The organism is Streptomyces sp. NPDC096193, assembly GCF_040302905.1.
Taxonomy (GTDB): Bacteria; Actinomycetota; Actinomycetes; order Streptomycetales; family Streptomycetaceae; genus Streptomyces.
In genome coordinates, this window is the sequence record NZ_JBEOSJ010000013.1 from 10206 (window position 1) to 31934 (window position 21729).

Here is a 21729-nt window from a genome sequence, read left to right on the forward strand (position 1 = left end):
ACAGGGCCGTCCCGCCGCGGCGCAGGCGGCTCGCTGCCGGCCCGGCGTCGCACGCCCGCCGGGCCGGCACATCAGTCAGTGAGCCCGACGTCCTCCGCCAGGAGCACACCTACCCCCGCGCGCAGCCCCGTCCACTGTCCCGGCACGGCACCGGCCCGCAGCTCGTCGACCCGCTGGGCCCCCGGGCTCAGCACCAGCCGCCCGATCGTCAGGACGCCCGCCGACGTACGCTCCGCACGGCGGTCCGTCTCGCGCACGATCGTCTCGATCGCCGCCGGGGCGAGGGTGGGCTCCGGCGGGAAGGGCACGGTCCACAGATCCGCCGGCAGGACCGGATACAGTGCCAGCCGCCCCTGGTCGCCGGGCTCCGGCCGGGCCTCGCGGAACACCACGCCGGCCCAGCCCAGCCTGCCCGCCCCCGCCGCCGGCCCGAGTGATGACCGCTCGGCGCGCACCGGGGGATGTCCGGCCGGCTCGGGACCGTAGACGAGGGTGACGCTCGCGATGTCGGCGCCGGCGGGGTCGCGGACCGTGACGTCCACGCACCACTCGCCGTTCCGGTGACCGCCGCGGGCCTCACGGTGCAGGGTCAGGGAACCGCCGGTGAACCGCAGCCCCTCCAGCCGTACGCGCAGCCCGCGCAACTCCCGCAGATGCAGCAGCGGCCAGCCCTCCGGGACCACCCAGTCGCCGGCCGCGACCGCGTGCTCCACGACCACGCCGACCGGGACCGCCGGGGCGCCGTCGACCCGTACCTCCGACAGACACGGATGCCGATCGGCGTCCCATGTGCGCGTGGTGCGCAGGGACCGGAAGATCTCGTACTCCTCCACCTCGCCGAGGTGGTGGTCCAGCGCGTGCAGCCTGGGCAGGTCCGGATGGCCGGTCAGCATGCCGAAGCCGCGCAGCTGACCCGGCGCCAGTACGGCCCCGATCCGGCCCAGGAACACGGCCTCGTCCGTGTGGCCGGAGGCGAGTTCCGCCACCCAGCGGCGGGCACCCTCGCCGGGGTCGAGCGTCGAGACGTAGCGGACGGCGGCGGAGTAGTTCGCGATGACCCCGAGCCGCTCCCAGGTCGGCCAGCACAGGGTCTGCACCGGCAGTCCGAGATTGTCGCGCGCCCAGAAACCGAGCCGGGCGAGCGCCTCGTTGCCCGCCGCGTAGTCGATCTGGCCGACCATTCCGCCCATCCGGCCCGCGAGCGACCCGACGTTGCTCAACAGCCGCAGCCGGGCGCGCCGTTCGGGACGCGCGAGGATCGCCGTGACCAGGTTCGCGAAGCCGGTGACCTTCACGTCGACCGTACGCACCACGGACTCGGCCGACTTGCGGTCGAAACGGGCGGGGTCGTCGATACCGGCGTTGTGGACCACGAACTGCGGGCCGTCGCCGAGTGCGGCGAAGGCCTGCTCGACCTGCCCCGCGTCCGTGCAGTCGCAGCGCAGATAGTCGATGCGCAGCCCGTCGGCGGCCGCCTGCGCCAGATTGCGGTGCACCGTACGGTTCTCGTCCGCGCGGCGAATCTCGCCCCGGGCGGCGGCGAGGTCCCGCGGGGTGCGCGCGCCGGCCATCCGGCGGCGGCGCCAGGCGGTGAACTCCTCGTCGTCGAGGGCGTTCACCTCGTTCGCCTCCGGGCGCTCGCCGCGGCCCGTGACGACGACACGGCAGCCGAAGGACTCGGCGAACGCGCGGGCCGCCGCGAATCCGACACCGCGCGCACCGCCGGTGATGAGCACGGTGTCAGCGGGGCCCGGCGGACTCCCGCCGGGCGGGCACGCGGGGGCGGGACGGCCCGCGAGCACATGGCGTACGCCGTCGCGGTACCCGACCTCGAACTGATCCGGTCGTACGTACTCCCGCTCGACCGCGTCCGCGATCGCGCCGGCGTCCGCGCGGTCCAGGTCGACCACGACGATTCCGGCGGCGGGCAGTTCACGCGGCAGGCACTTCGCGAGACCGGCCCAGATGCCGCCCAGCGGCTGCGGCACCTCGCCGTCGCCGTGGCCCGAGAGCCCGCCGAGCCGGGTCAGGGCGAGATAGACGTGCCGTCCGAAGCGCGGCTCGTCGGCCCAGCGCCGATAGGCGGCGCGGACCGCCTCGGTGGTGCGGGTGAGCGCCGACTGCCAGCCGGTGTCGCCCAGTTCGTACGTCTCGCCCATCACATTGAGATCGACGATGCCGTCCCAGCCCTCCGCCCGCAGCGGCGTGCCGGGATCGGACCGCACGACCAGCGCGCCGCGCTCGCCGAGTTCGGCGGACACGGCGGCCACCAGTGCGGCCGACTCACCGACGAGCAGCAGCCGGCGGCCGGCCAGTGGACGGCCCGGCGCGGGGCCGTTGTGCGGCACGGGGACCGGTTCCCAGACGAACCGGTCGACCGGACGCACGAAGGCGTCCGGGTCGAACGAGGAGAGGTGCGGCCGGACCGCGGGCCACTGATCCGTGGCGGGCGCGGGAGTTGTCGTCGGATCCGTGGCGGGCGTGGAGCCGGTGGTCGTCCGGGCCGTTGCCGGCCCGGCGCTGGTGGTCGTCATCGGTGGCGCTCCTCGGCCTTCACCTGGATGCCGCCCTTGGGGAACAGCGTGATGAACGCACCCTCGCGGGCCGCGTCACGGGTGAGCGAGAGCCGGAACCTGCCCGACACCGCCGCCACCGTCTGCTGGAGCAGCGCAAGACCCATCCGCTTGCCGATGCACTGACGCCGACCGCCGCCGAAGGGCAGATACGCCGAACGGTCCTGGGTCGGCGACGCACCGGGCCGGAACCGCTCCGGGTCGAAGCGCTCCGGGTCCTCCCACTGCTCGGGGTTGTAGTGCGCCCCGTACACGGAGACGAGCAGCGGCGTCCCCGCGGGGATGTGATGGCCGGCGAGAACGTCCTCCCCGATCGCCTCACGGGTGAACTGCCAGACCGGCGGATGCATCCGCAGGCCCTCGTCGACGACCATGCCCGCATAGGTGAGCCGGGACAGGTCCTGCGCGGTGGGCATACGGCCGTGCAGCAGCCGGTCCGTCTCCTCCTCCAGCCGCTCCCGGACACCCGCGTCCCGCGCGACCTCGTAGAGCGTCCAGGACAGCGAGAGCGCCGTCGTCTCGACGCCCGCCAGGAACAGCGTGACGAGGTCGGCCCAGAGCGCGTCCTCGGGAAGGTCCGACTCCCGGATGAGCGTGGCCACTTCACCGCCCACGCCGAGATCGACGTTCTGTGCGGCCTCGGCGACGACCCTCTCCAGGGTGCGCCGGGCGCGGGCGACACGGCGGCGGTAGGGGGTCGGGACGAACGACGGGATCGCCTTGTCCAGCGAGCCGACGTTCTTGAAGATCGCCTCCAGGGCGACCGAGACGGCCTGCGCGAACTCTCCGCCGTCCTGGGACAGGTCCTTGCCCACCAGCGCCAGCCCCATCACCCGGCAGGTCAGCTTCATGGACTCGGTGAAGAGGTCGAAGGGCCGCCCCGTGCGGGCGTGTTCGGCCCAGCGGTCGAGCAGGTCGGCGACGGCCTCGTCGCTCTGCGCCCCGCGGGCGGCGATCGCGTTCGGGGTGAAGGCGGGATTGACGACCTTGCGGTGGCCGCGCCAGTCGCCGTCGTCGAGGGTGAGCAGCCCCTGGCCCATGAACAGTTCGAACGCCTCGTAGTACGCGCCGCGCGCGTAGTTGCCGGCGTTGCCCTGGAGCACCCGGCGGATGGCGTCCGGCGCGGAGAGCTGCACGGTCGGATTGTGCGGCAGGATCGGCAGCTTCACCACGGTGCCGTGGTTCTGCTGGGCACGCAGCGAGTACCCCGGAGGGTCGGACGCGTACGCCACGGTCGAGATGACGGGCGAGGACAGCGGGAAGCTCGTCGGCCCCTGGACCTGCTTCGCGCGGGCTCCGGTCACGGGGCAGACGCCCTCGGGCGCCGGCGGCGCGGCGGTCGTCCTGTCGTGTGCCTCGGTCACGATGTTGCCTCCTCGGCAGGGCGCCGGCGTTCGCGGTACTCGCCGGTCGACTGGTTCACATGGCCGAGTACGACACCGGTCATGTCCTTGATCTGCAGGACCACGTCTCCGGCCGCGGTGACCGCCACGGCCCGGTTGTCCTCCTCGCTCTCCAGGTCGAGAAGCGAGGGCAGTGAGTACAGCTCGACCCGGGTGCCCGCCGCGGCGAGCGTGGCGTCGGTGTGGCCGCCGTAGAGATCGATGCGGCGGATCGTGCGGGGGACGGCCAACGGGGTCCAGTCGCCGTCGCTGCGGTCGAGCACGGAGACCCGCGCCAGACCGTCCAGCAGCACGGAGGGCACGACGAGTCCGGAGAACCAGCGCTCGATGCCGGGCCGGTCGGGCGTGTAGCGGGCGCGCCTGCCGTGCGGATGGGTGCGGGTGTCACCGGTGGAGACGAACACACCGCTCAGCAGGACGGCCGGGTTGGGCAGGTGGTACGGGTCGGCCATGGGCGCGGCGCCCTGGTCGTCCCAGTGGTCCCAGCGCGGCGCGGCGACAGGCTCGTCCCGCAGCCGTACGCGCGCCGAGAAGTGACGGCGGTCCTTGACCAGCAGCCGCCCGTTCGGAGCCAGGACGTCGCCCGTCACCTCGATGTCGACGACGCTCTCGGCCGGGCCGTGGGTGACGAGGCGGGCGGTGATGCGTTTGGTCTCGTCGCGGCCCGGCCGGTAGACACGCAGGAACGAGTCGAGCCGGATGTCCTCCAGGACGGCCGGGACGCGGCCGGGCACCAGATGCATGGCGGCCTGCGCGGCGAGTTCGGGGACGAAGGTGCCGGGCAGGGTGGGATAGCCGTTGACCACGTGCTCGTGGAGGTAGGCGTCCCGTTCCTGGTTGAAGGTGCGGACCACGGTGAGCCGGTCGGGGCTGCGGTCCACGATGTCGTCGACGAAGAAGTCCGGCAGGGCGGGGGCCGTGGCGGCCGCGGGCACGGCGGGTGCCGTGGGAGCCGCGGGCACGGCGGGTGCCGGCCCGGTCCTGCAGAACTCCAGATAGCCGGGGACGGCCGCCTCGATGGCGGCCCGCTCGGGGTCGCCGAACAGCACGGTGACCGGGCTGTGTTCGGCCTGGTCGAGCTCGTGCAGGAAGTGGTCGATCCCCTCCGGGGTGGGCATGGCGGTGAACTGCGCGCTCTTCGCGAGGAAGGTGCGCATGATCGGGGTCGACCCGAGACCCACGTCCCGCCACAGCGTCCAGCCGATGGTGAACTCGCGCAGCCCACGGGAGACGCTGTGCAGGGCCGCGGTGTTGAAGTAGTCGTTCGCGGCGCCGTAGTCGGTCTCCCCGGTCTGGCCCGTGAAGCCGACGAAGGAGCCGAAATTGCACCAGCGGCGCGGCTGACGGTCGCCGAACGCGGCCTTGAGGTTCGCGTAACTGCGGACCTTCAGATCGCGGACGGTACGGAAGTCCTCCAGGCTCTTCTGGTCCACCGACGCGGCACGGTTGGTGCCGGCGATGTCGAGCAGCAGCTCGACGCCGTCCGCCTCGGCCGCCGTGATCCGCCCGACGACCGTGTCCACGGCGTCACGGTCACGGAGGTCGCAGACGTGGTACGTGACCCTGTCCGGGCCGCAGATGTCCTCCAGCGTCCGCAGATTGGCCTGCACCTCGACGGCGGCGGACAGCCGGTCGAAGGCGGCGTTCGCCTCCTTCACGGTGAGCCGGTCCGGCCCGGTGCTGCGCGCGCGGATGAAGTCCTTGCGGGTCAGCCCGGCGTCCTGCGCCGTCACCCCGTCGAGCCGGGTGGAGCCGATGACATGGAGCCGGGGCCGGTCGCGGCGCGCCAGGGCGGTGAGCAGCTCGGCGCCGATACCGCGCCCGCCGCCCGCCGCGACGACGGTGTACCCGTGCGGCGCGGCCGGGGCCCGGACGGCTCCCGGCTCCGGGACGGCCTGCCACAGAAGCCGGGTGCCGCCCGCGAACGAGACGACGGGCAGCATCTGCTCGGCCAGGGTCTCCGCGGCGGCGTCCGTCTCGGCCGCCGACAGCTCGGTGGCGTCGTGGACCACGGCCAGCACCGAGGACGCGGGCCATTCGAGTGCGAGGCTCTTGACGAACCCGGTGAACAGGCCGGTGCAGGGATGCGGCACCCGGGACGCGTCGATGCCGCCGAGGACGACGACGGCGAACGACTCGGGCCGGTCGGGCAGTTCGGCGCAGGCCTTGGCCGTACGGAACACCGCGTCGTGCAGCCGGAGCAGCCGCTCGGAGGGCCCGGCGAGCGGATCCTCCTGCGACAGGTCGACCAGGACGCGCACATGCCGGGGCCGCGTGTGCAGGACGTCGGCCTCGATGCTCTCGTCCTGAAGCGGTGTCAGCACGGTGCTGCCGGGGTGCGGTTGGTGTGTGCCCAGCGTGGAGAGACGGTCGGTCAGCACGACGGTGTCGGGCGGGAAGAGCGGTGGGACGGGCCCGCCTGCGCGTGCGGGACGTGCCGCGGGGGCGAGCCGCAGGACATGCCGGTCGAGGAGGTGCGGTGCGGCCGGGGCCGTCTGCTCAGCGGATGCGGGCTCAGGCGGTTCGACCGGCTCGGTGCGGGTGGCCACGCGCGGTGCGGGCTCGGTGGTCGTCCGTCGTGCCGGTTCGGTGGTCGTACGCGGTGCCTGCTCGGCGGTCGGGCGCGGTGCCGGTTCGGCCGGCGTGCGCGGCGCGTCCGGGTGGCGCAGGCGCAGCCGGTGGACCGGGCCGCCGTCCTGGACGGCGCGTTCGATCACCGCGGTCCCGCCCGACGGTGTCCGGACGGGCCCGGACGCCGTGAGGAACGCGATCAGTTCGCGGGCGCCCTCGGCGCCCAGCAGGGTCGTGGAACCCTCGTGCGGGGCGGTCACGCTGCCACGCTCCTTTCCATGACGGCCAGCACGGGCAGGCCGGCCTCCTCGGCGAGGGACCTGCGGGTCACGACGAAGAGGAAGGCGCCCTCGGCGGCCCGGCGGCCCGCGGTGTCGTTCCACCCGGGCAGCGCCGTTCCGTTGACGCCCGCCACGAGCGCGACGTCGATCTCCCGGAAGTCCAGGTACGAGCCGGCCACGTCGAACGCCTCCAGCAGCGATGCCTCGCCCGCGTCGACCGTGATGTTGAGTCCCCGCAGGTCGAAGTAGTTGGACAGCCGGGCCGCGATGACATTGGGCATCTCGCCGGGGAACGAGTCCTCCGTCGGTGCGGCGATCAGACCGGTCGCCCGTTCCTCCAGACGCTGAAGGAACTTGGCCGTGGCGGCCGGCTCACCCGCCCCGGCCACCGCGTGGCCGATCTCGTCGAGATAGGCGCGGGTCTTGTAGAGCAGGGCGTTGCGGGTGGCGCCGGTGTGGCCGACCACCACGCCGGTGGTCCGGTGGTGGCCGAGGCACAGCTCGCGCACCCGCTCGTCGAGCCGCTGCATGCAGCGGACCATCATCAGCTGGGTACGGTCGGTCGTCCGCGCGGTCGGCGGTGGCATCCGCAGTTCCTGGAACGGCGGTACGGGGTACGCCGGCCCGAACGACGGCTCGAAGTCCTTGGCGGACCCGCCGTTCGCCGCCCAGGCCGCGACCTCGTCGGCCTCGGGGCTGCCCGGCATCTGGGACGACCAGCCGACCACGACCAGATCCTCGCCGAGCGGCGCGGGAAGCGCCGCGGGGTGCCCGGAGCGGGTGCCGGGGTGGTCCTCGGAAATGATCATGTGGGCGTTGGTGCCGCCGAACCCGAAGCCCGACACCGCGGCACGGCGGGGGCGGCGGGCGTCGGCGGGCCAGGGCACCGGCCGCTCCGGCACCGTGAGACCGTCCCCCTGCCCGGCGAGCGCGTCCGGCAGCCGCTCGAAGCGGTATTGCGCGGGGATCGTGTCGTGGCGCAGCGCCAGCAGGGTGTGGATCACCGACACGACACCGGCGGCCCAACCGCAGTGCCCGACCAGCGACTTGTTGGAGGTGACCAGTGTGGTGCGGCTGCCCGAGTAGCGCTGGGCGAGGCTGGTGAACTCGGCCTCGTCGCCCGCCGGGGTGCCGGTGGCGTGGGCGACGATCCAGTCCACGTCGTCCGGGCCGAGGCCGCTGCGGTCGAACGCCCGCTCCACGGCGAGCTCCTGGCCCGCGGGAGCCGGTGCGTAGATGGCCTTCCCACGGCCGTCCGCCGACAGACCGATCGCCGAGACGATGCCCAGGACCCGGTCACCGTCGGCGCGGGCGCGCGAGAGCCGCTTGAGCACGACGAGCCCCGCGCCGTCCGAGAACAGCGCACCGTCCGCGCCGGCGTCCAGCGCGCGCACGGCGCCGCCCGCGGACAGCCCGTTGAGCTTGGCGAACAGGATCGAGCCGCTCGGAGCTAGCGCGAAGGAACCGCCGCACACGGCGATGTCGCTCTGCCCGGAGAGCAGATCGCGTACGCCGAGGTCCATCGCGTAGAGCGAGGACGAGCAGGCGGTGTCCACCATGTGCAGCCGGGTGCCCGACGGCAGGATGCCGTCCATGGCGTCCTGGCCGACGCGGTGGGGGAGATACGCGGCCGAGGGGTCGTCGCCGCGGCTGAACCGCCGCCGCAGGGCGTCCCCGACCGGACCGTCGAGGGCGTCGTCGCCGTCCTCGGCGAGGGTGTCCAGCGCGGAACGGAGAACGAAGGCCTCTTCGAGGTGCTGGCTGCCGTCGGGGGTGTAGCCGACGCAGAAGGAGAAGCGGTCCGCGGATGTCCGGCGTACGCCGTCGAGGGCCTGGTGGAGGCTGTGCCGCAGCCAGAGCGCGGTGTGGTCGAGGCCGGCGTCGGCGAGACCCTCCGCCCGGAGCTTCTCGTGCGGCTGGAAGCCGGTGATGAAGCCGGACCGCCGCTGATAGGTCTTGTCGGGCGCGCGACGGTCGTCGTGGTGGAACCGTGCGATGTCCCACCGGTCGGCGGGAGCGTCGACGAAGAGCTCCGCGCCGTCGAGCAGGAGCCGCCAGAACTCCTCCGGGGAGGACGCTCCGGGTATGGCCATGCCCATGCCGACGACGGCGATGGGATCATCGGCGGGGTCGGTGGAATCGGCCGGGTCGCCGTCGGATGCTCCGGCGGAGCCGGCCTGTGCGCCCGAGTCCGGGAGGAGCACATCACCGCAGACGGCGGTTTCCCCGGCGGGCAGGAACTCCTCGTCTGCGAGCTCGGGCACGGTGGTGGGCCGGCCGGCCGTGCGGCGGGCCTGGACGGTGTCGGCGGCCGTGCGGCTTGCGCCCCGGCCGTCGGGAGCCTCCGCGGAAGAGCGAGCCGCTTCCGCAGCCGTCGCCGCGCCCGTACTGCCCCGCGCCGCCGTCGCGTCGGCGCCGACCGCCGGCGGCGACACCGTCTCCGTCGCCGCCGTGGAAGCCTCCTCCGCCGGCTCCCGCGTCGGAGACATCGCGGAGCGCAGCAGCGTCAGCCCGCCGTCCGCCAGGACCGTCTGGCCGGTCACCCAGCCCGAGCGTTCCGAGCTGAGGAACAGCACGACCTCCGCGAGGTCCTCCGGGCGGCCGAGGCGCCCCAGTGGCGTCGCCGCGACCGTGTTCGCCCGGACGTCCGCGAAGGCCGGGAACATCTGGCCGACCGGGTTGTCGATGAGGCCGCAGGAGGCCGCGTTCACCCGGATCCCGTCCTCGGCGAGCTCGGCTGCGAGGTAGCGGGTCAGGGCCTCCAGCGCGGCCTTCGACACGCCGACCGGCAGGTAGTTGGCGGGTGTGGTCGTCGCTCCCAGCGAGGAGACGTTGACGATCGCGCCGCCCCGCCCGCCGGCCGCGGCGAGCAGCGGACGCGCGTAACGGGCGCACCACAGGGGGCCCTTGACGTTGGTGGTGTAGGTGCGGTCGAGCAGTTCCTCGGTGATCTCGTCGAAGGGGACGAAGGAGCCCGCGGCCGCGTTGTTGACCAGGATGTCGAGCCGGCCGTGTTCGTCGCCGATCTCCGCGAACATCCGCTCGACCTGCGCGGGACGGGCCACGGAGGCCCGCACCACGCGTACGTCGAGACCGCGGCCGACGAGGGCGCGGGCCTGTTCCTTGGCGGAGTCGTAGGAGTGGAAGCAGTTCAGCAGAACGGTCGCGCCGCGCTCGGCGAGCCGTTCCACGACGATCCGGCCGACGCTTCCCGCGCCGCCGGTGACCAGGGCTGTCCGTCCGGCGAACTCGCCGTCGCTCACAGGGTGTCGGTCATTCACCGGACCGCCGCGCTTCCCGCGAAGGCGCCGTCCGCGGCACCGGCGGCCACGAAGTCGACCACCTTGCCGAACGTGTCGTAGTCGGCGACCCGCAGACCGGCGGGCGGCACGCCCAGTCCGAAGCGGTCACCGAGCCTGCTGAGCAGTTCGGTCTGCTTGACCGAGTCGACACCGAGGTCCGCCTCCAGCAGCACGTCGTCCGTGAAGACCTCCTCGGGGTACTCCATGGCCTCGGCGTACAACGCCCGCACCTGGCCCGCCAGTTCGGCGCGGTCGACGGTCACCTGTGCGGTCGGTGCGGTCGGTGCGGTCGGTGCGGTCTCCGGCTCGGCGGTGTCGGCGGCCGGCGGGGCCACCGGCCGGGCTCCGCTCAGCGCCGGGCGCAGCGCGCCGGCCGCCCGGGCGAGTCCCTCGTCGTCGTCGCGTCCGGCCAGCGGCGCCACCACGTGCGCGCCCGGCAGGGCCTGCTCGACCAGGGCCGTCAGCACTCGGCCCGCACCCGTCTCGACGAACACCCGGGCTCCGGCCGCGTGCAGGGCCGAGACCGACGTGCCGAACTCGACCGGAGTCACCAGGTGCAGGGCCAGCAGCTCGGCCAGATCGTCCCCGTCGCGGTAGAACCGGCCCAGAATCGGCGAGTACACCGGGACCTCGAGCGGACGGCTGGTGAAGGAGGCGATCCGCTCGGTCAGCCGGCGGCGCGCCTGGCCCAGCAGCGGGTTGTGGAACGGGTGCGGCGAGCGCAGCTGCGTCGCCGTGATGCCGATCCGGCCGGCGATCACCGCGGCCGTGTCGATCAGATCGGCGGGTCCGGAGAGGACGGTCTGGTTCGCGCTGTTGTCGACCGCGAGGACGAGATCCGGGTGGCCGATCAGCGCCACCACCTGCTCGGCGCGCCCCCGTCCGCAGCCGAGGGCGAGCATCTTGCCCTCGCTGCGATCGTGTTCGCGTACGACCGAGATCCGCTCACACAGCACGGCGGCGGCGTCCGCCAGGTCCCAGGCGCCCGCGCAGGTCAGCGCCGCGATCTCGCCGAGGCTGTGGCCGAGGTGGACCGACGCGCGGGCGCCGCGCTCGGCGAGGAGCCGGTGGGTGGCGACGGAGGCGGTGAAGACGGCCAGCTGGAGGGTGTCCGGGGCGGTCTCCAGCAGGGTGGCGGGGCTGGGCGGATCGGGCTGGAAGACCGTCGGTGACACCGCGCGGCCGAGCCGGTCCTTGGCGACGGCGTCGACCTCTTCAAAGGTGGAGCGTACGGCGTCGTCGCCGCGCTCCCAGAGTCCCTTGAGGGTGCCTGGGCGGTACGCGCCCTGCCCGGGGAAGAGGGCGACAGTCATGTCCAGTTCTCGGTTCATCGGTCTTCCCATCGTCGTTTCTCGGGCCGGGAGCGGCCCTCAGGTGCTGGTCAGCCAGGTCTGGTGAAGCGCCCCGGGCTGCGCGCCCTCGATCGCGAGGGCGAGCAGGTGCCGGGAGGTCGGGCGGAGGAGTTCGAAGGACCAGTCGGCGGACGGTCCCGGCCGTTCGGTGTCGTGCACGGTGATCCGGCGCCCGGTGGCCGGTCCGCGCGAGGCGAAGGAGCATCCCGCGAGGCTCCGGTGCAGTCCGGTGCCCTGCGCCTTGAGGTAGGCCTCCTTGAGGACCCAGAGGTCGCCGACCCGGGCGACCAGGTCGGCGGGGTCGAGCGCCGCGAGCTCCAGGAGTTCGTCGGCGGCGAAGAACCTGCTGATGTAGTGCGCCGACTCGGCTGAGGCCGCCGTCCCCTCCACATCGACGCCGCACGCCCGGCCGTGTGTGACGGCGCAGACGATCAGGCCTTCGGTGTGGGAGAGGCTGAACCGAACACCGTCGGTGTCGGGTTCGGGCTCGGGGCGCCCGTACCGTCCGGTCGTGAACCGCCAGCTGTCGAGCGGACGGCCGGTGCGGTCGCTGAGCGCGTATCGGCACAGCAGCCGACGGCCCAGGAACCGCTGCCGGGCGGCGGGGGTCACCAGCCGTGCCCCGCGGGCCCGTTCCTCCTCGGTGAGGAGCCGGTCGCCGCCGAGGCCGGCGGCGAACGGGGTGACGGCGTGTTCGGGCAGCAGCCACAGATAGGCGGCCCCGGTGCCGGGGGCGGTCCCCGTGCGGGGGGTCCGTTCGGCGACGGTGATCGTGTCAGCCATGCCGCAGCCCCTCTCCTGGGCGTCCGCCGGCCGGTGTCCGCCCGCCGGCCGGGCGGGCGGTCAGGGTGTCGGCGAGCCGGAAGGCGAGGTCGAGCGCCTGCTCCCGGTTGAGCCGGGGGTCGCAGAGCGACTGGTAGCGGTCGGGCAGATCGTCGAAGGTGAGGCCCGGGGCGCCGCCGACGCATTCGGTCACGTCGTCGCCGGTCAGCTCCAGGTGGACGCCGCCGGGGTGCACACCGAGGCCGCGCGTCACCTGGAAGAACCCGGACAGCTCGTCGAGCACGTCGTCGAACCGGCGGGTCTTGCGCCCGCACGGCGCGCCGATCGTGTTGCCGTGCATGGGGTCGGACATCCAGCCGACGGGGATGCCCTCGGCCGTCACCTTGGCGATGAGGTCGGGCAGGACGTCACGGATCCGCTCGGCGCCCATCCGCACGATGAGGGTGAGCCGGCCCGGATCGCGCTCGGGGTCCAGCTTGTCGATCAGTTGCAGCAGTTCGTCGGTGCCGACGCCCGGACCGATCTTCACCGCGATCGGGTTGCTGATGCCGGCGAAGTAGGCGACATGGGCGCCGTCGAGCTGCCGGGTGCGCTCGCCGATCCACAGCAGATGGCCCGAGACCGCGTACCGCTTGCCGGTGTCGACGTCCGTCCTCGTCAGGGCGGACTCGTAGTCCAAAAGCAGGCCCTCGTGCGAGGTGAACAGATCACCGGGGGTGTGCACGCCGTCGGCCGCGACGAGCCCGCCCGCCTGTTCGATCCCGGCGACGAGTTCCTCGTACCGCTCGCGGGAAGGTGATCCGGCCGCGAACTCCCGCAGTCCGTCCCCTGCTTCGGCCGCGCCCATCCGCTCGCGCATGCCGAACGCCCGGACGAGATTGAGGGTGGCGGCGGAGGCGTTGTAGATGCGGACGAGGCGCTGCGGGTCGGGGGTGCGGGCCGCCGGGGTGAAGGCGGAGCCGTTCACGGCGTCGCCCCGGTAGACGGGCAGTTCGACCCCGTCCCTCGTCTCGGTGGAGGCCGAGCGCGGCTTGGCGTACTGGCCCGCCAGGCGGCCGACCGTGACCACCGGGAGCGCCATGGCATGGCCGAGCACCGTGGCCAGTTGTCGCAGTGTGGCAACGGTACGGCCGATGGAGGCGGCGTCCGCCGCGTCCAGGGACTCGGCGCAGTCGCCTCCCTGGACGAGGAACGCCTCGCCGCGGGCGACGGCGGCGAGCCGGCGCTTGAGGAGGTCGCATTCGCGCGGGAAGACGAGGGGCAAACTGCGGCCCAGGGTCTCCACGGCCGAGTCGAGTGCGGACGCGTCCGGCCATTGCGGCTGCTGGCGGGCCGGCAGGGAGCGCCAGCCGGCCGCGGCCTGCACGGAAGGGACGCCGACCAGGGGAGTGGTCACGCCGTGAGCTCCACTCTGTGAGGCACCGGAGCGAGCGCGCCGGTGACCAGGTTGTCCAGGATGGCCGAGCCGTGACGGGTCATCACGGACTCGGGGTGGAACTGCACCGACGTGAATCCGGGCCCGCGCAGGGCGTGCACCTCGCCGGTGGCGGGGTCGCGCGCGACGTCGACGTAGTCCGCGACCAGCGGGCTCTCCAGCAGATCGCTGTCGGTGTGGGCGGCGAAGGTGTTGTAGTAGTAGACCTGCTCCTCGGTGCCGAACAGATCGACCGTCCGCCGTACGCCCTGGTTGGGGAAGTCCAGCTTGCGCAGCGGCAGTCCGAGCAGTCCGCACAGGACCTGGTGGCTCAGGCACACCGACACGAACGGCACCCGCAGATTGAGCAGGGAGCCGGTCACCGCGCGCAGATAGGCGATCTTGCGGTGGTTCTCCTCGCGGGGGTCACCCGGCCCGGGGCCCAGCACCACGAGGTCGTACCCGGTCAGCCGGTGCGGTTCGTCGAACCGGCGGACGGTGACGTCGAATCCGAGTGAGCGGAGCTGGAGGGCGCCCATGGCCGTGAAGGTGTCCTCGGCGTCGAGGATCAGCAGCCGCCCGCGGTCGGCCGGGCGGGGAGCCGCGGGCGCGAGCCAGAAGTCGGACAGCGGCCCGTTGCGCTCGGCGAGCGCCGCTCGGATCTGCGGGTGCTCGTTGTGCCCGGCGGGACGTCTGCGCCGGGCGATCCGGTGCAGCGCGTCGAGCAGCCCGGCCGCCTTCGCCGCGGTCTCCGCCGCCTCCTTCGCGGGCTCGGAGTCGCGCACGAGCGTGGCGCCGACGCCGATGCGCATCCGCCCCCGCGCGTCGACGTCCGCCGTGCGGATCATGATGGCGGAGTCCATCCGCCGCGCACCGGCCGCGTCGCGGCCGATGAGGGCGGCGACGCCCGCGTAGTAACCGCGGCCCGCGGGCTCGATCTTGGCGATCACCTGGCAGGCGCTCTGCACGGGGCTGCCGGTGACGGTGGGCGCGAGCAGCGTCTCGTGCAGGATCTCGCGGACGTCACGGTCGCTGCGGCCGACGATGCGGTACTCGGTGTGGGCGAGATGGGCCATCTCCTTGAGCCGCGGCCCCACCACCCGCACGTCGTCGCAGACCCGGCTCATCATCTTCAGTTCCTCGTCGAGGACCATGTAGAGCTCGTTGGTCTCCTTGCTGTCGGCGAGGAACTCCAGCAGCCCGGCCGTGCTCGCCCCGCCCTCGGGGTAGCGGTAGGTCCCGCTGATCGGGTTCATCACGGCGACCCCGCAATCGAGGCTCACATGGCGCTCGGGACTGGCGCCGATGAAGGTCCGCTCGCCGGTGTGGACGAGGAAGGTCCAGTACGCGCCCGGTTCGCCGCGCAGCAGCCGGCCCCAGAACGCCAGTGCGGTGCGCACCGACCAGTCCGGGATCTCGGTGAGATAGGTGCGCTTGAGGACGAAGTTGGCGCCGGAGCCGTGGCCGATCTCCTCGGCGAGCACCCGGCGCACCAGGTCTCCGTACGCCTCGTCGTCGAGGTCGAAGGTGCCCTCGTCCGTGGCGAGTTCGATCGGCCAGGCCAGCACCCGGTCGAGTACCTCGTCCACGGGCAGCCGTGACTGCTCGCGGATGTTCATCGCCAGCAGCGGTTCGCCGTCGTCGTGATGGTCGTAGCCGCGTTCGCCGATCACCCGGTAGGGCAGCAGCACGAGCGTCTCGTGGCGGTCGGGCTCGCCGTCGTCGACGACCGGCAGGCCGGCCGTCGACCCGGCCTCGGTGAAGTCGCCGAGCAGCAGGTCGACCGTGTCGGGCCGATCGCTCTCGGGGCGGTGCAGCACGGCGAACGCCCGCCCGCCCGCCGCCAGTTCGTCGAGAGAAGTCATGAGGCGTCTCCTACGGACACGGTGGACGCCGTCGCGAGCGCGTCGTGCACCGCCGCGGCCGGCACGGTCATGGCGCACCGGGTCGCCGCGTACTGAAGTGCCATCCGGTGGAACTCGGGCGTGAAGTCGGCGATCGCGTCGGCCACGACGAAGGGCTGGATGTTGTGGGCGAAGGCGTCGCAGGCGGTGAGCAGGATGCCGACGTGGGCGTAGACGCCGCAGATGACGAGCTGGTCGCGGCTCTGCGCGGACATGAGTTCGAGCAGACCGCTGTCGTGGAACGCGCTGGCCCGCCACTTGGTGAGCACGGTGTCCCGCTCGCCGGGGGCGATGGCGTCCGGGATGCCCCGGTCCGCGGGCTCGGCGGACATGCCCGGCCCCCAGAAGTCCTGCAGCAGACCCCGCTCCTCGGGGGTCATACCGCCGGGCTGGGCCGAGTAGACGACCGGGACGCCGGCGCGCTCACAGCTCTCGCGCAGTGCGGCGACGGCGTTGAGCAGCTCGGTCCGCAGCCCGCCCTCGGCGAACGGTGCGAGGAAGTAGTGCTGCATGTCGTGCACCAGCAGCACGGCCCGGCGGGGGTCGACGGTCCACGCCGCGGTGTTGGCGGGCAGTTCGGCGGGCCGCGGCATGGGATAGGAGTCGATCGGCGCAATCGCCACTGGTCGTGTCCTCTTCTCGCGGGGGATTCTCGCGGGGGTCTGCTCGCGGGCCCGCTCAGGCACCGAGCGCGGCGCCGCCGTCTACGGTCAGGTCGTGCATGGTGATGTGGGCGGCCCGCTCGGAGAGCAGGAACAGCACCGCGTCGGCGATGTGGGTGGGTTCGGCGATCCGGCCGAGCGGGATGCCGACGCGGTACGCGGCGGGCACGCCGTCGACCGACGCGCGCTCGGCGGCGTCCCCCTGGAGGGCGGTCAGCATCGGGGTGCGGGTCGAGCCGGGCGCGACGACGTTGCACCGGATGCCGTGCCCGGCCAGCTCCAGGCCCAGGCACTTGGTGAACATCGCGGAAGCCGCCTTGGAGGCCGCGTAGGCGGACATCGACATCCGGGGCGTCGCCGCCGCGTTGGAGGCGACCGTCACGATCGCCCCGCGCCGGCGGGGCACCATCACCCGGGCGACCGCCCGGCTGGTGTGGAAGACCCCGCCCGCGTTGACCGCGAAGGTCGTGTCCCACTCCTCGTCGCTGAGTTCGGCCGCCGGACCGCTGCGCAGTACCCCGGCGGCGTTGACGAGGTACTCGATCGGCCCGAGCTCGACCTCGACCTTGGCGACCGCGGTGTCCACGTCGGCGCTGTCGGTCACGTCCGTCGCGACCGCGAGCACCCGGGCCCCGGCCGCGTCGAGTTCGGCCGCCAGCTCCCACAGGGCCGGTACGTCGCGGTCGATCAGCGCGACGGGCAGCTCGGCGTCCACCAGCGCGCGGACGACCTCGGCCCCGATCCCGCCGGCGGCGCCCGTCACCACGGCCACCCCGGACAGCGACCCCGTCATCGGGTCCACCGCCCGAGCACACGCCCGACCACCTCGTCCGGCACCCGCAGGGCGCGGGTGGTGAACGAACCCAGTGCGGCCAGGTAGCGCTCCTGGAGACCGGCCTCGTCGACCTCGACACCGCGGCCGCCGGACAGCAGTGTCCGGCCGCCCACGATCACGGTGTCCACATCGGCCGAACCGGCCAGCCACAGGAAGCTCTCGAGCGGCCGCGGGTTCAGCAGGTAACGCCAGTCGTCGGTGCGGACGAGCACCAGGTCGGCCTGCTTGCCGGTCTCCAGGCTGCCCACGGCGTCGTCCCAGCGCAGCCCCTTGGCCGCGATCCGGGTGCCCATCGCCAGCGCGTCGCTGGGCAGCACCTCGGTCTGGTCGGCGCTCATCTCGTTGTACATCTGCCAGGCCGCACGCATCGTCTCGGCGATGCCGGCGCTCGGCATCGAGGAGCCGTCCGTCGACAGGGAGACGTCCAGCCCCTGCCGGCGCAGCGCGGGGACGACACCGGTCTCGGTGAGTGAGGACTCGCCGGAGGGGCCGTACTTGCCGGGGGAGTGGCTGATGTGGGCGCCGCCGGCGAGCAGCAGCTTCTGCTCGTCCTCGTCCAGGAAGGCGCAGTGGCCCGCCATCAACCGCTCGTCGACCAGGCCCAGTTCGGCCAGCCGGCGCACGCCGGTCTCGCCGTAGTACCTGCGCATCAGGTCGACCTCGTTGCGCAGCGCCCCGACGTGGGTCGCGAAACCGGTGTCGTGGCGGGTGACGAGTTCGGCCATCCCGCGCGCCAGCTCGTCGGTCATGTTGGTGACGTACGCGACGCTCGGACGGCACCGCAGCCGGCCCGAGGTGTCCTCGGACGCCAGCCGCAGCAGCGTCTCCACGTCCGCCAGGACGCCGTCGGCGTCCCGGGTGCGCACGAAGCGGTCCTGGTCGGGGGAGCAGACCGCGTCGCTCGCCCAGGTGCTCGCGGAGAAGCGGATACCGATGCGCTGGGCGGCGGCGACCATCGACCGCGGACGGTTGAGCGAACCCATGTCGCCGAGCGTGGTGACACCGCCGCGCAGCTGGGTCCACATCGAGTACTCGGCGATGGCCTGCGCCTCGTCGGGCGTCATCTGCTCGATGAGGCCGTCGAACCGGTCGAAGGTGGCGGATATCTGGTGCATGTCGCCGCCGCCGCCCATGAACGCGACCTCGTCGTCGCGGTCGGAGACCGGCCGCAGCGCGCCGCGCATCGGGAAGCGCATGGCGAACATCTCGTGCCAGTGGGCGTTGACGAATCCGGGGAGCACCATCATCCCGCGCACGTCGCGCCTCTTCAGCCCGGCCTTCCGCGCGGGGTCGAGCGCGGCCACGGCCCGCTCGACCCCGTCGGCCGCTCCCACCGCGGCGATCGTCCCGTCCACGATCAGGACGGCGCCGTTCGCGTGCACGCTCTCCTCGGCGTCCGCCGTGTAGACGGTGCCGCCGGTGATCAGCTGGGCGCTCATGAGGCCACCTCGGGCTCGGCCGCGGCGGGTACGGCGCCGGCGGCGAAGTGCGCGAGCCAGCCGTTCAGCGTGGGCGCGGCCACGAGCGCGTCGAACTCGACCGGGACCTTGTTCCTGCGCCAGCGGCTGACGAGCCGCATGATCTCCAGCGAACTCAGTCCGAGGACGACCAGGTTGGCGTCCGGTTCGATCGCCGCCGGCTCGATGCCGAGCAGCGGAGCGACCACCTCACGCAGATCCTGCTCGGTCGGGGTGCGGGTGTCGGTGTTGTCCACGTCAGCCTTCCTGCTCGGACGCGGCTGTTGCGGCCAGCGCCTTCTTGTCGACTTTGCCGAGGGGGGTGAGCGGCAGCTCGGTCACGTACCGGACGGCGTCGGGCAGCTTGTAGTCCGCGACGCCCCGCGCGTGGACCGCCTGCTTGAGCGCGGCGAGCGTCGTCTGCGGCCCGTCCGCGACGACGTAGGCGCAGATCCGCTCGCCGAGGAACTCGTCGGGTACGCCGATCACCGCGGCGGCGGCCACCCCGTCGAGCGCCAGGAGATGGTCCTCGACCTCGCCGGCGGAGATCTTGTCGCCGCCGCGGATGATCATTTCCTTGATCCGACCCTCGATCACCAGGTCACCGTCCTCGGTGAGCCGGGCGAGGTCGCCCGTGCGATAGAAGCCGTCCTCGGTGAACGCGCGCCTGTTGTAGTCGGGCACCCCGTAGTACCCGCGCAGCGTGTACGGACCGCGGGTGATCAGCTCGCCGATACCGCCGGCGGGCAGCGGGTCACCGTTCTCGTCCACGATGAGCAGCTCGTCCGCGTCGGAGATCGGCCTGCCCTGGGTCGTCAGCACCGACTCCTCCGGATCGTCGGGCCTGTTGAAGGTGAGCAGGCCCTCGGCCATGCCGAACACCTGCTGGAGCGAGCAGCCCAGGGTGGGCGCGATGCGTTCGGTGAACTCGCGCAGCATGCGGGCGCCGCCGACCTGCACCAGCCGCAGGCTGCTCAGGTCGTCCTCGCTCCACTCGGCGGCCTCCAGCCACAGCTGCATGATCGAGGGCACCATCGAGGTGACGGTGACCGCGTGCTGCTCGATCAGGGGGAAGCAGTCCAGGGGGTTGGGGGTGTCGGCGAGCACCGTGGTGCCGCCGGACATCAGGGTGCCGATCACACCGGGGCAGCCGTAGGCGAAGTTGAACTCGATCGGCAGCACCGCCAGGTAGGTGTCGGTGGGCGTCAGTTCGCACACCTCCGCCGCGCGCCGGGCCTGGTACACGTAGTCGTCGTGGGTGCGCGGGATCAGCTTCGGCAGGGCCGTGGTACCGCCGGAGAGCAGGAAGAACGCCACGTCGGACGCGTCGGGCTCGGGCAGCGGCTCCGCTTCGGCGGTGGCGAGTTCGAGCTCGGACACCGAGACGAACCCCTCGGTCTTCGCGCCGAGCACGAACAGCGTGCGCAGGGTCTCGCTGCCGGCCTTCACCTGCCGTGCGAGCTCACGGTGGTCGAACCCGCGGTGGGTCTCGGGCAGGACGTAGCCGGTGGCGCCGCTCAGTTCCACGAGATGGCTGATCTCGGTCGCGCGGTGCGCGGGCAGCGAGAAGACGAGCTTCGCGCCGATCCGCATCAGGGCGAACGAGATCGCCACGAACTCCGGCACGTTGGGCAGCTGCACCACGATCCGGTCGCCGGTGCGCACCCCGTGCTCGAGGAAGCCGGCGGCCAGCCGGTCGGCCCAGCGGTCGAGTTCGGCGTAGCTGATCCGCCGTCCGCCGTGCACCAGCGCGGTGGCGGAGCCGTACTGCTGCGCGGCGTCGCGCAGCACCGTGCCGAGGGTCTCGCCGCGCCAGATGCCCTGCTCGCGGTAGCGCTGAGCGACATCGGACGGCCAGGGAGTGCATCCGGCAAGCATGGGTGGCTCTCCTACTCGGCTTCGGGTGCGGATTCGGTGATGCGGACGACGGCGGCGCCCGCCTCCATACCGGTGCTCGCGCCGATCAGCAGGACGTTGTCGCCCGGCCCGACCTGGCCGGAGCGCCAGAGGTGTTCGAGGCCGAGGAACAGGTCGGCGGCGCCGGTGTGGCCCACGGTGCTGACGTAGTCCCAGACGTCCTTGTCCTCGGGGACGTCCAGCGGCAGCAGGAACATCGCCTCCAGGGCCGGTCGGCCGAAGCCGACGTGGCAGACCCGGGCGATCTGGTCGAAGGTGAGGCCCGCCTCCTTGAGCGTGCGCTCGGCGATCTCGGCGACGCGGTCGCCGAAGTTCTTGATGGGCGGGGCCTGTCCGGCGGCCCACTGCTCACGTACCTTCTCCGCGCGCTCGGCGAAGTTCAGTCCGCGGCCGCGGGTGACACCGGGCGGGAAGAGCTCCTCACCGGCGCGGTGCAGGATCTCCATGGAGGAGTCGGACAGCGAGCCGAGGGCGAGCATCTCGGCGAAGCCGCCGCGCCGCGAGAGGACGACGGCCGAGCCGGCGTCGGCGAGCACGAAGAGACCGGAGGCGCGCCAGCGCTCCACCCCCGGCGTCGAGTAGTTGTCACCGGTGGTGATGAGGGCGGCCTCGTGCGCCGGGTTGGCCGCGAGCCGGTTGGCCGCCACCTCCACCGAGGCGAGCATGCCGAGGCAGCCCTGTTTGATCTCGACGGCCGGCACCGGGCGGTCGACGGTGTTGTTCAGGATGTAGTGCACGGCCGACCAGCCGTCCGGCCCCTGGTGGTGCGTGTAGCTGTGCAGCAGGATGCCGATGTCGTCGGGGCCGTGGCCGGACCCGGCCAGCGCGGCGCGGGCCGCGTCGATCGCCATGTCGGGCGCGGGTGTCGACTCGCTGACGGCCGCGGACCGCATGCCCGACGCCTGCCGGGCCCCCTCGTCGTACAGACCTTCCGCGACCGCGCGCTCGGCCGGGTACAGGGGCGGCAGATGACTGCCGATCCCGGCGAGATACAGGTTCTCGGTCCTCATCGCGCCGACTCCTTCGTGGGTGGGGTGGCCTTGGCGGCAAGCACAACAGCTGCGATCCCGGCCCTCATGAGTAGGCGGTACTCATCCGCCTCCTCTTAGACGCTGTCTATCCCGCACGGGCCTGTGCAGCGGCGATACACGCTCCACGGGCCGGTGCCGGTGGCCGAATTGAGTAGCGACTACTCGGGCCCCTCCGTGCGGCGCGGTGCTGTGCTGGGCGCGTAGCCGCCGCGTGCCACAGCCCGCGGCCCCCTGGGCACAGACG

Annotated in this window: 14 protein-coding genes; all 14 read right to left on the bottom strand. The window is 72.9% G+C overall.

What is annotated here, in order from left to right; genetic code table 11:
• Positions 1-71: 71 nt before the first annotated feature.
• The 14 genes from ABTX78_RS19865 to ABTX78_RS19930 are packed head-to-tail and all read right to left on the bottom strand — an operon-like array spanning position 72 to position 21464.
• Positions 72-2534: an SDR family NAD(P)-dependent oxidoreductase gene (locus ABTX78_RS19865; RefSeq protein WP_352208081.1), complete on the bottom strand. Its 2463-nt coding sequence runs from the start codon at positions 2532-2534 to the stop codon at positions 72-74.
• A complete protein-coding gene (locus tag ABTX78_RS19870; protein ID WP_352208082.1) occupies positions 2531-3937 on the bottom strand; it encodes a cytochrome P450 in 1407 nt (468 codons plus the stop codon). The genes ABTX78_RS19865 and ABTX78_RS19870 overlap by 4 nt, the downstream gene beginning before the upstream one ends.
• A complete protein-coding gene (locus ABTX78_RS19875; protein WP_352208083.1) occupies positions 3934-6807 on the bottom strand; it encodes a KR domain-containing protein in 2874 nt (957 codons plus the stop codon). Before ABTX78_RS19875 ends, ABTX78_RS19870 begins: the two co-directional genes overlap by 4 nt.
• Positions 6804-10091, bottom strand: coding sequence for an SDR family oxidoreductase (locus tag ABTX78_RS19880; RefSeq protein ID WP_352208084.1), 3288 nt, complete (start codon positions 10089-10091; stop codon positions 6804-6806). The genes ABTX78_RS19875 and ABTX78_RS19880 overlap by 4 nt, the downstream gene beginning before the upstream one ends.
• 14 nt (positions 10092-10105) lie before the next feature.
• Entirely contained in the window at positions 10106-11461 is a 1356-nt protein-coding gene (locus ABTX78_RS19885; protein ID WP_352208085.1) for an acyltransferase domain-containing protein, read from the bottom strand.
• Between the two features lie 39 nt (positions 11462-11500).
• Complete coding sequence (locus ABTX78_RS19890; RefSeq protein ID WP_352208086.1) at positions 11501-12265, bottom strand: 4'-phosphopantetheinyl transferase family protein; 765 nt, start codon at positions 12263-12265, stop codon at positions 11501-11503.
• On the bottom strand, positions 12258-13661 hold the full coding sequence (locus ABTX78_RS19895) for a 3-deoxy-7-phosphoheptulonate synthase class II (protein ID WP_352208087.1): 1404 nt from the start codon (positions 13659-13661) through the stop codon (positions 12258-12260). Before ABTX78_RS19895 ends, ABTX78_RS19890 begins: the two co-directional genes overlap by 8 nt.
• Positions 13658-15544, bottom strand: a complete 1887-nt coding sequence (locus ABTX78_RS19900) for an anthranilate synthase family protein (protein ID WP_352208088.1) — start codon at positions 15542-15544, stop codon at positions 13658-13660. The genes ABTX78_RS19895 and ABTX78_RS19900 overlap by 4 nt, the downstream gene beginning before the upstream one ends.
• Complete coding sequence (locus tag ABTX78_RS19905) at positions 15541-16206, bottom strand: isochorismatase family protein (RefSeq protein ID WP_352208089.1); 666 nt, start codon at positions 16204-16206, stop codon at positions 15541-15543. Before ABTX78_RS19905 ends, ABTX78_RS19900 begins: the two co-directional genes overlap by 4 nt.
• A gap of 55 nt (positions 16207-16261) precedes the next feature.
• A complete protein-coding gene (locus ABTX78_RS19910; RefSeq protein WP_352208090.1) occupies positions 16262-17038 on the bottom strand; it encodes a 2,3-dihydro-2,3-dihydroxybenzoate dehydrogenase in 777 nt (258 codons plus the stop codon).
• Positions 17035-18519 (bottom strand): amidohydrolase family protein, encoded by a 1485-nt coding sequence (locus ABTX78_RS19915; RefSeq protein WP_352208091.1) that lies wholly within the window; start codon positions 18517-18519, stop codon positions 17035-17037. Before ABTX78_RS19915 ends, ABTX78_RS19910 begins: the two co-directional genes overlap by 4 nt.
• A complete protein-coding gene (locus tag ABTX78_RS19920; protein WP_327684495.1) occupies positions 18516-18794 on the bottom strand; it encodes a phosphopantetheine-binding protein in 279 nt (92 codons plus the stop codon). The genes ABTX78_RS19915 and ABTX78_RS19920 overlap by 4 nt, the downstream gene beginning before the upstream one ends.
• Before the next feature lies 1 nt (position 18795).
• Positions 18796-20415, bottom strand: a complete 1620-nt coding sequence (locus tag ABTX78_RS19925; protein ID WP_352208092.1) for a (2,3-dihydroxybenzoyl)adenylate synthase — start codon at positions 20413-20415, stop codon at positions 18796-18798.
• 11 nt (positions 20416-20426) lie between these two features.
• Positions 20427-21464, bottom strand: a complete 1038-nt coding sequence (locus ABTX78_RS19930; RefSeq protein ID WP_352208093.1) for a ketoacyl-ACP synthase III family protein — start codon at positions 21462-21464, stop codon at positions 20427-20429.
• Positions 21465-21729: the final 265 nt, after the last annotated feature.

Bases quoted from the DNA above. Each gene is read 5' to 3' on its own strand.
- ABTX78_RS19885 (WP_352208085.1), bottom strand. From the start codon at position 11,461: ATGAACCGAGAACTGGACATGACTGTCGCCCTCTTCCCCGGGCAGGGC.
- ABTX78_RS19915 (WP_352208091.1), bottom strand. From the start codon at position 18,519: ATGAGCGCCCAGCTGATCACCGGCGGCACCGTCTACACGGCGGACGCC.
- ABTX78_RS19910 (WP_352208090.1), bottom strand. From the start codon at position 17,038: ATGACGGGGTCGCTGTCCGGGGTGGCCGTGGTGACGGGCGCCGCCGGC.
- ABTX78_RS19925 (WP_352208092.1), bottom strand. From the start codon at position 20,415: ATGCTTGCCGGATGCACTCCCTGGCCGTCCGATGTCGCTCAGCGCTAC.
- ABTX78_RS19900 (WP_352208088.1), bottom strand. From the start codon at position 15,544: ATGACTTCTCTCGACGAACTGGCGGCGGGCGGGCGGGCGTTCGCCGTG.
- ABTX78_RS19865 (WP_352208081.1), bottom strand. From the start codon at position 2,534: ATGACGACCACCAGCGCCGGGCCGGCAACGGCCCGGACGACCACCGGC.
- ABTX78_RS19930 (WP_352208093.1), bottom strand. From the start codon at position 21,464: ATGAGGACCGAGAACCTGTATCTCGCCGGGATCGGCAGTCATCTGCCG.
- ABTX78_RS19890 (WP_352208086.1), bottom strand. From the start codon at position 12,265: ATGGCTGACACGATCACCGTCGCCGAACGGACCCCCCGCACGGGGACC.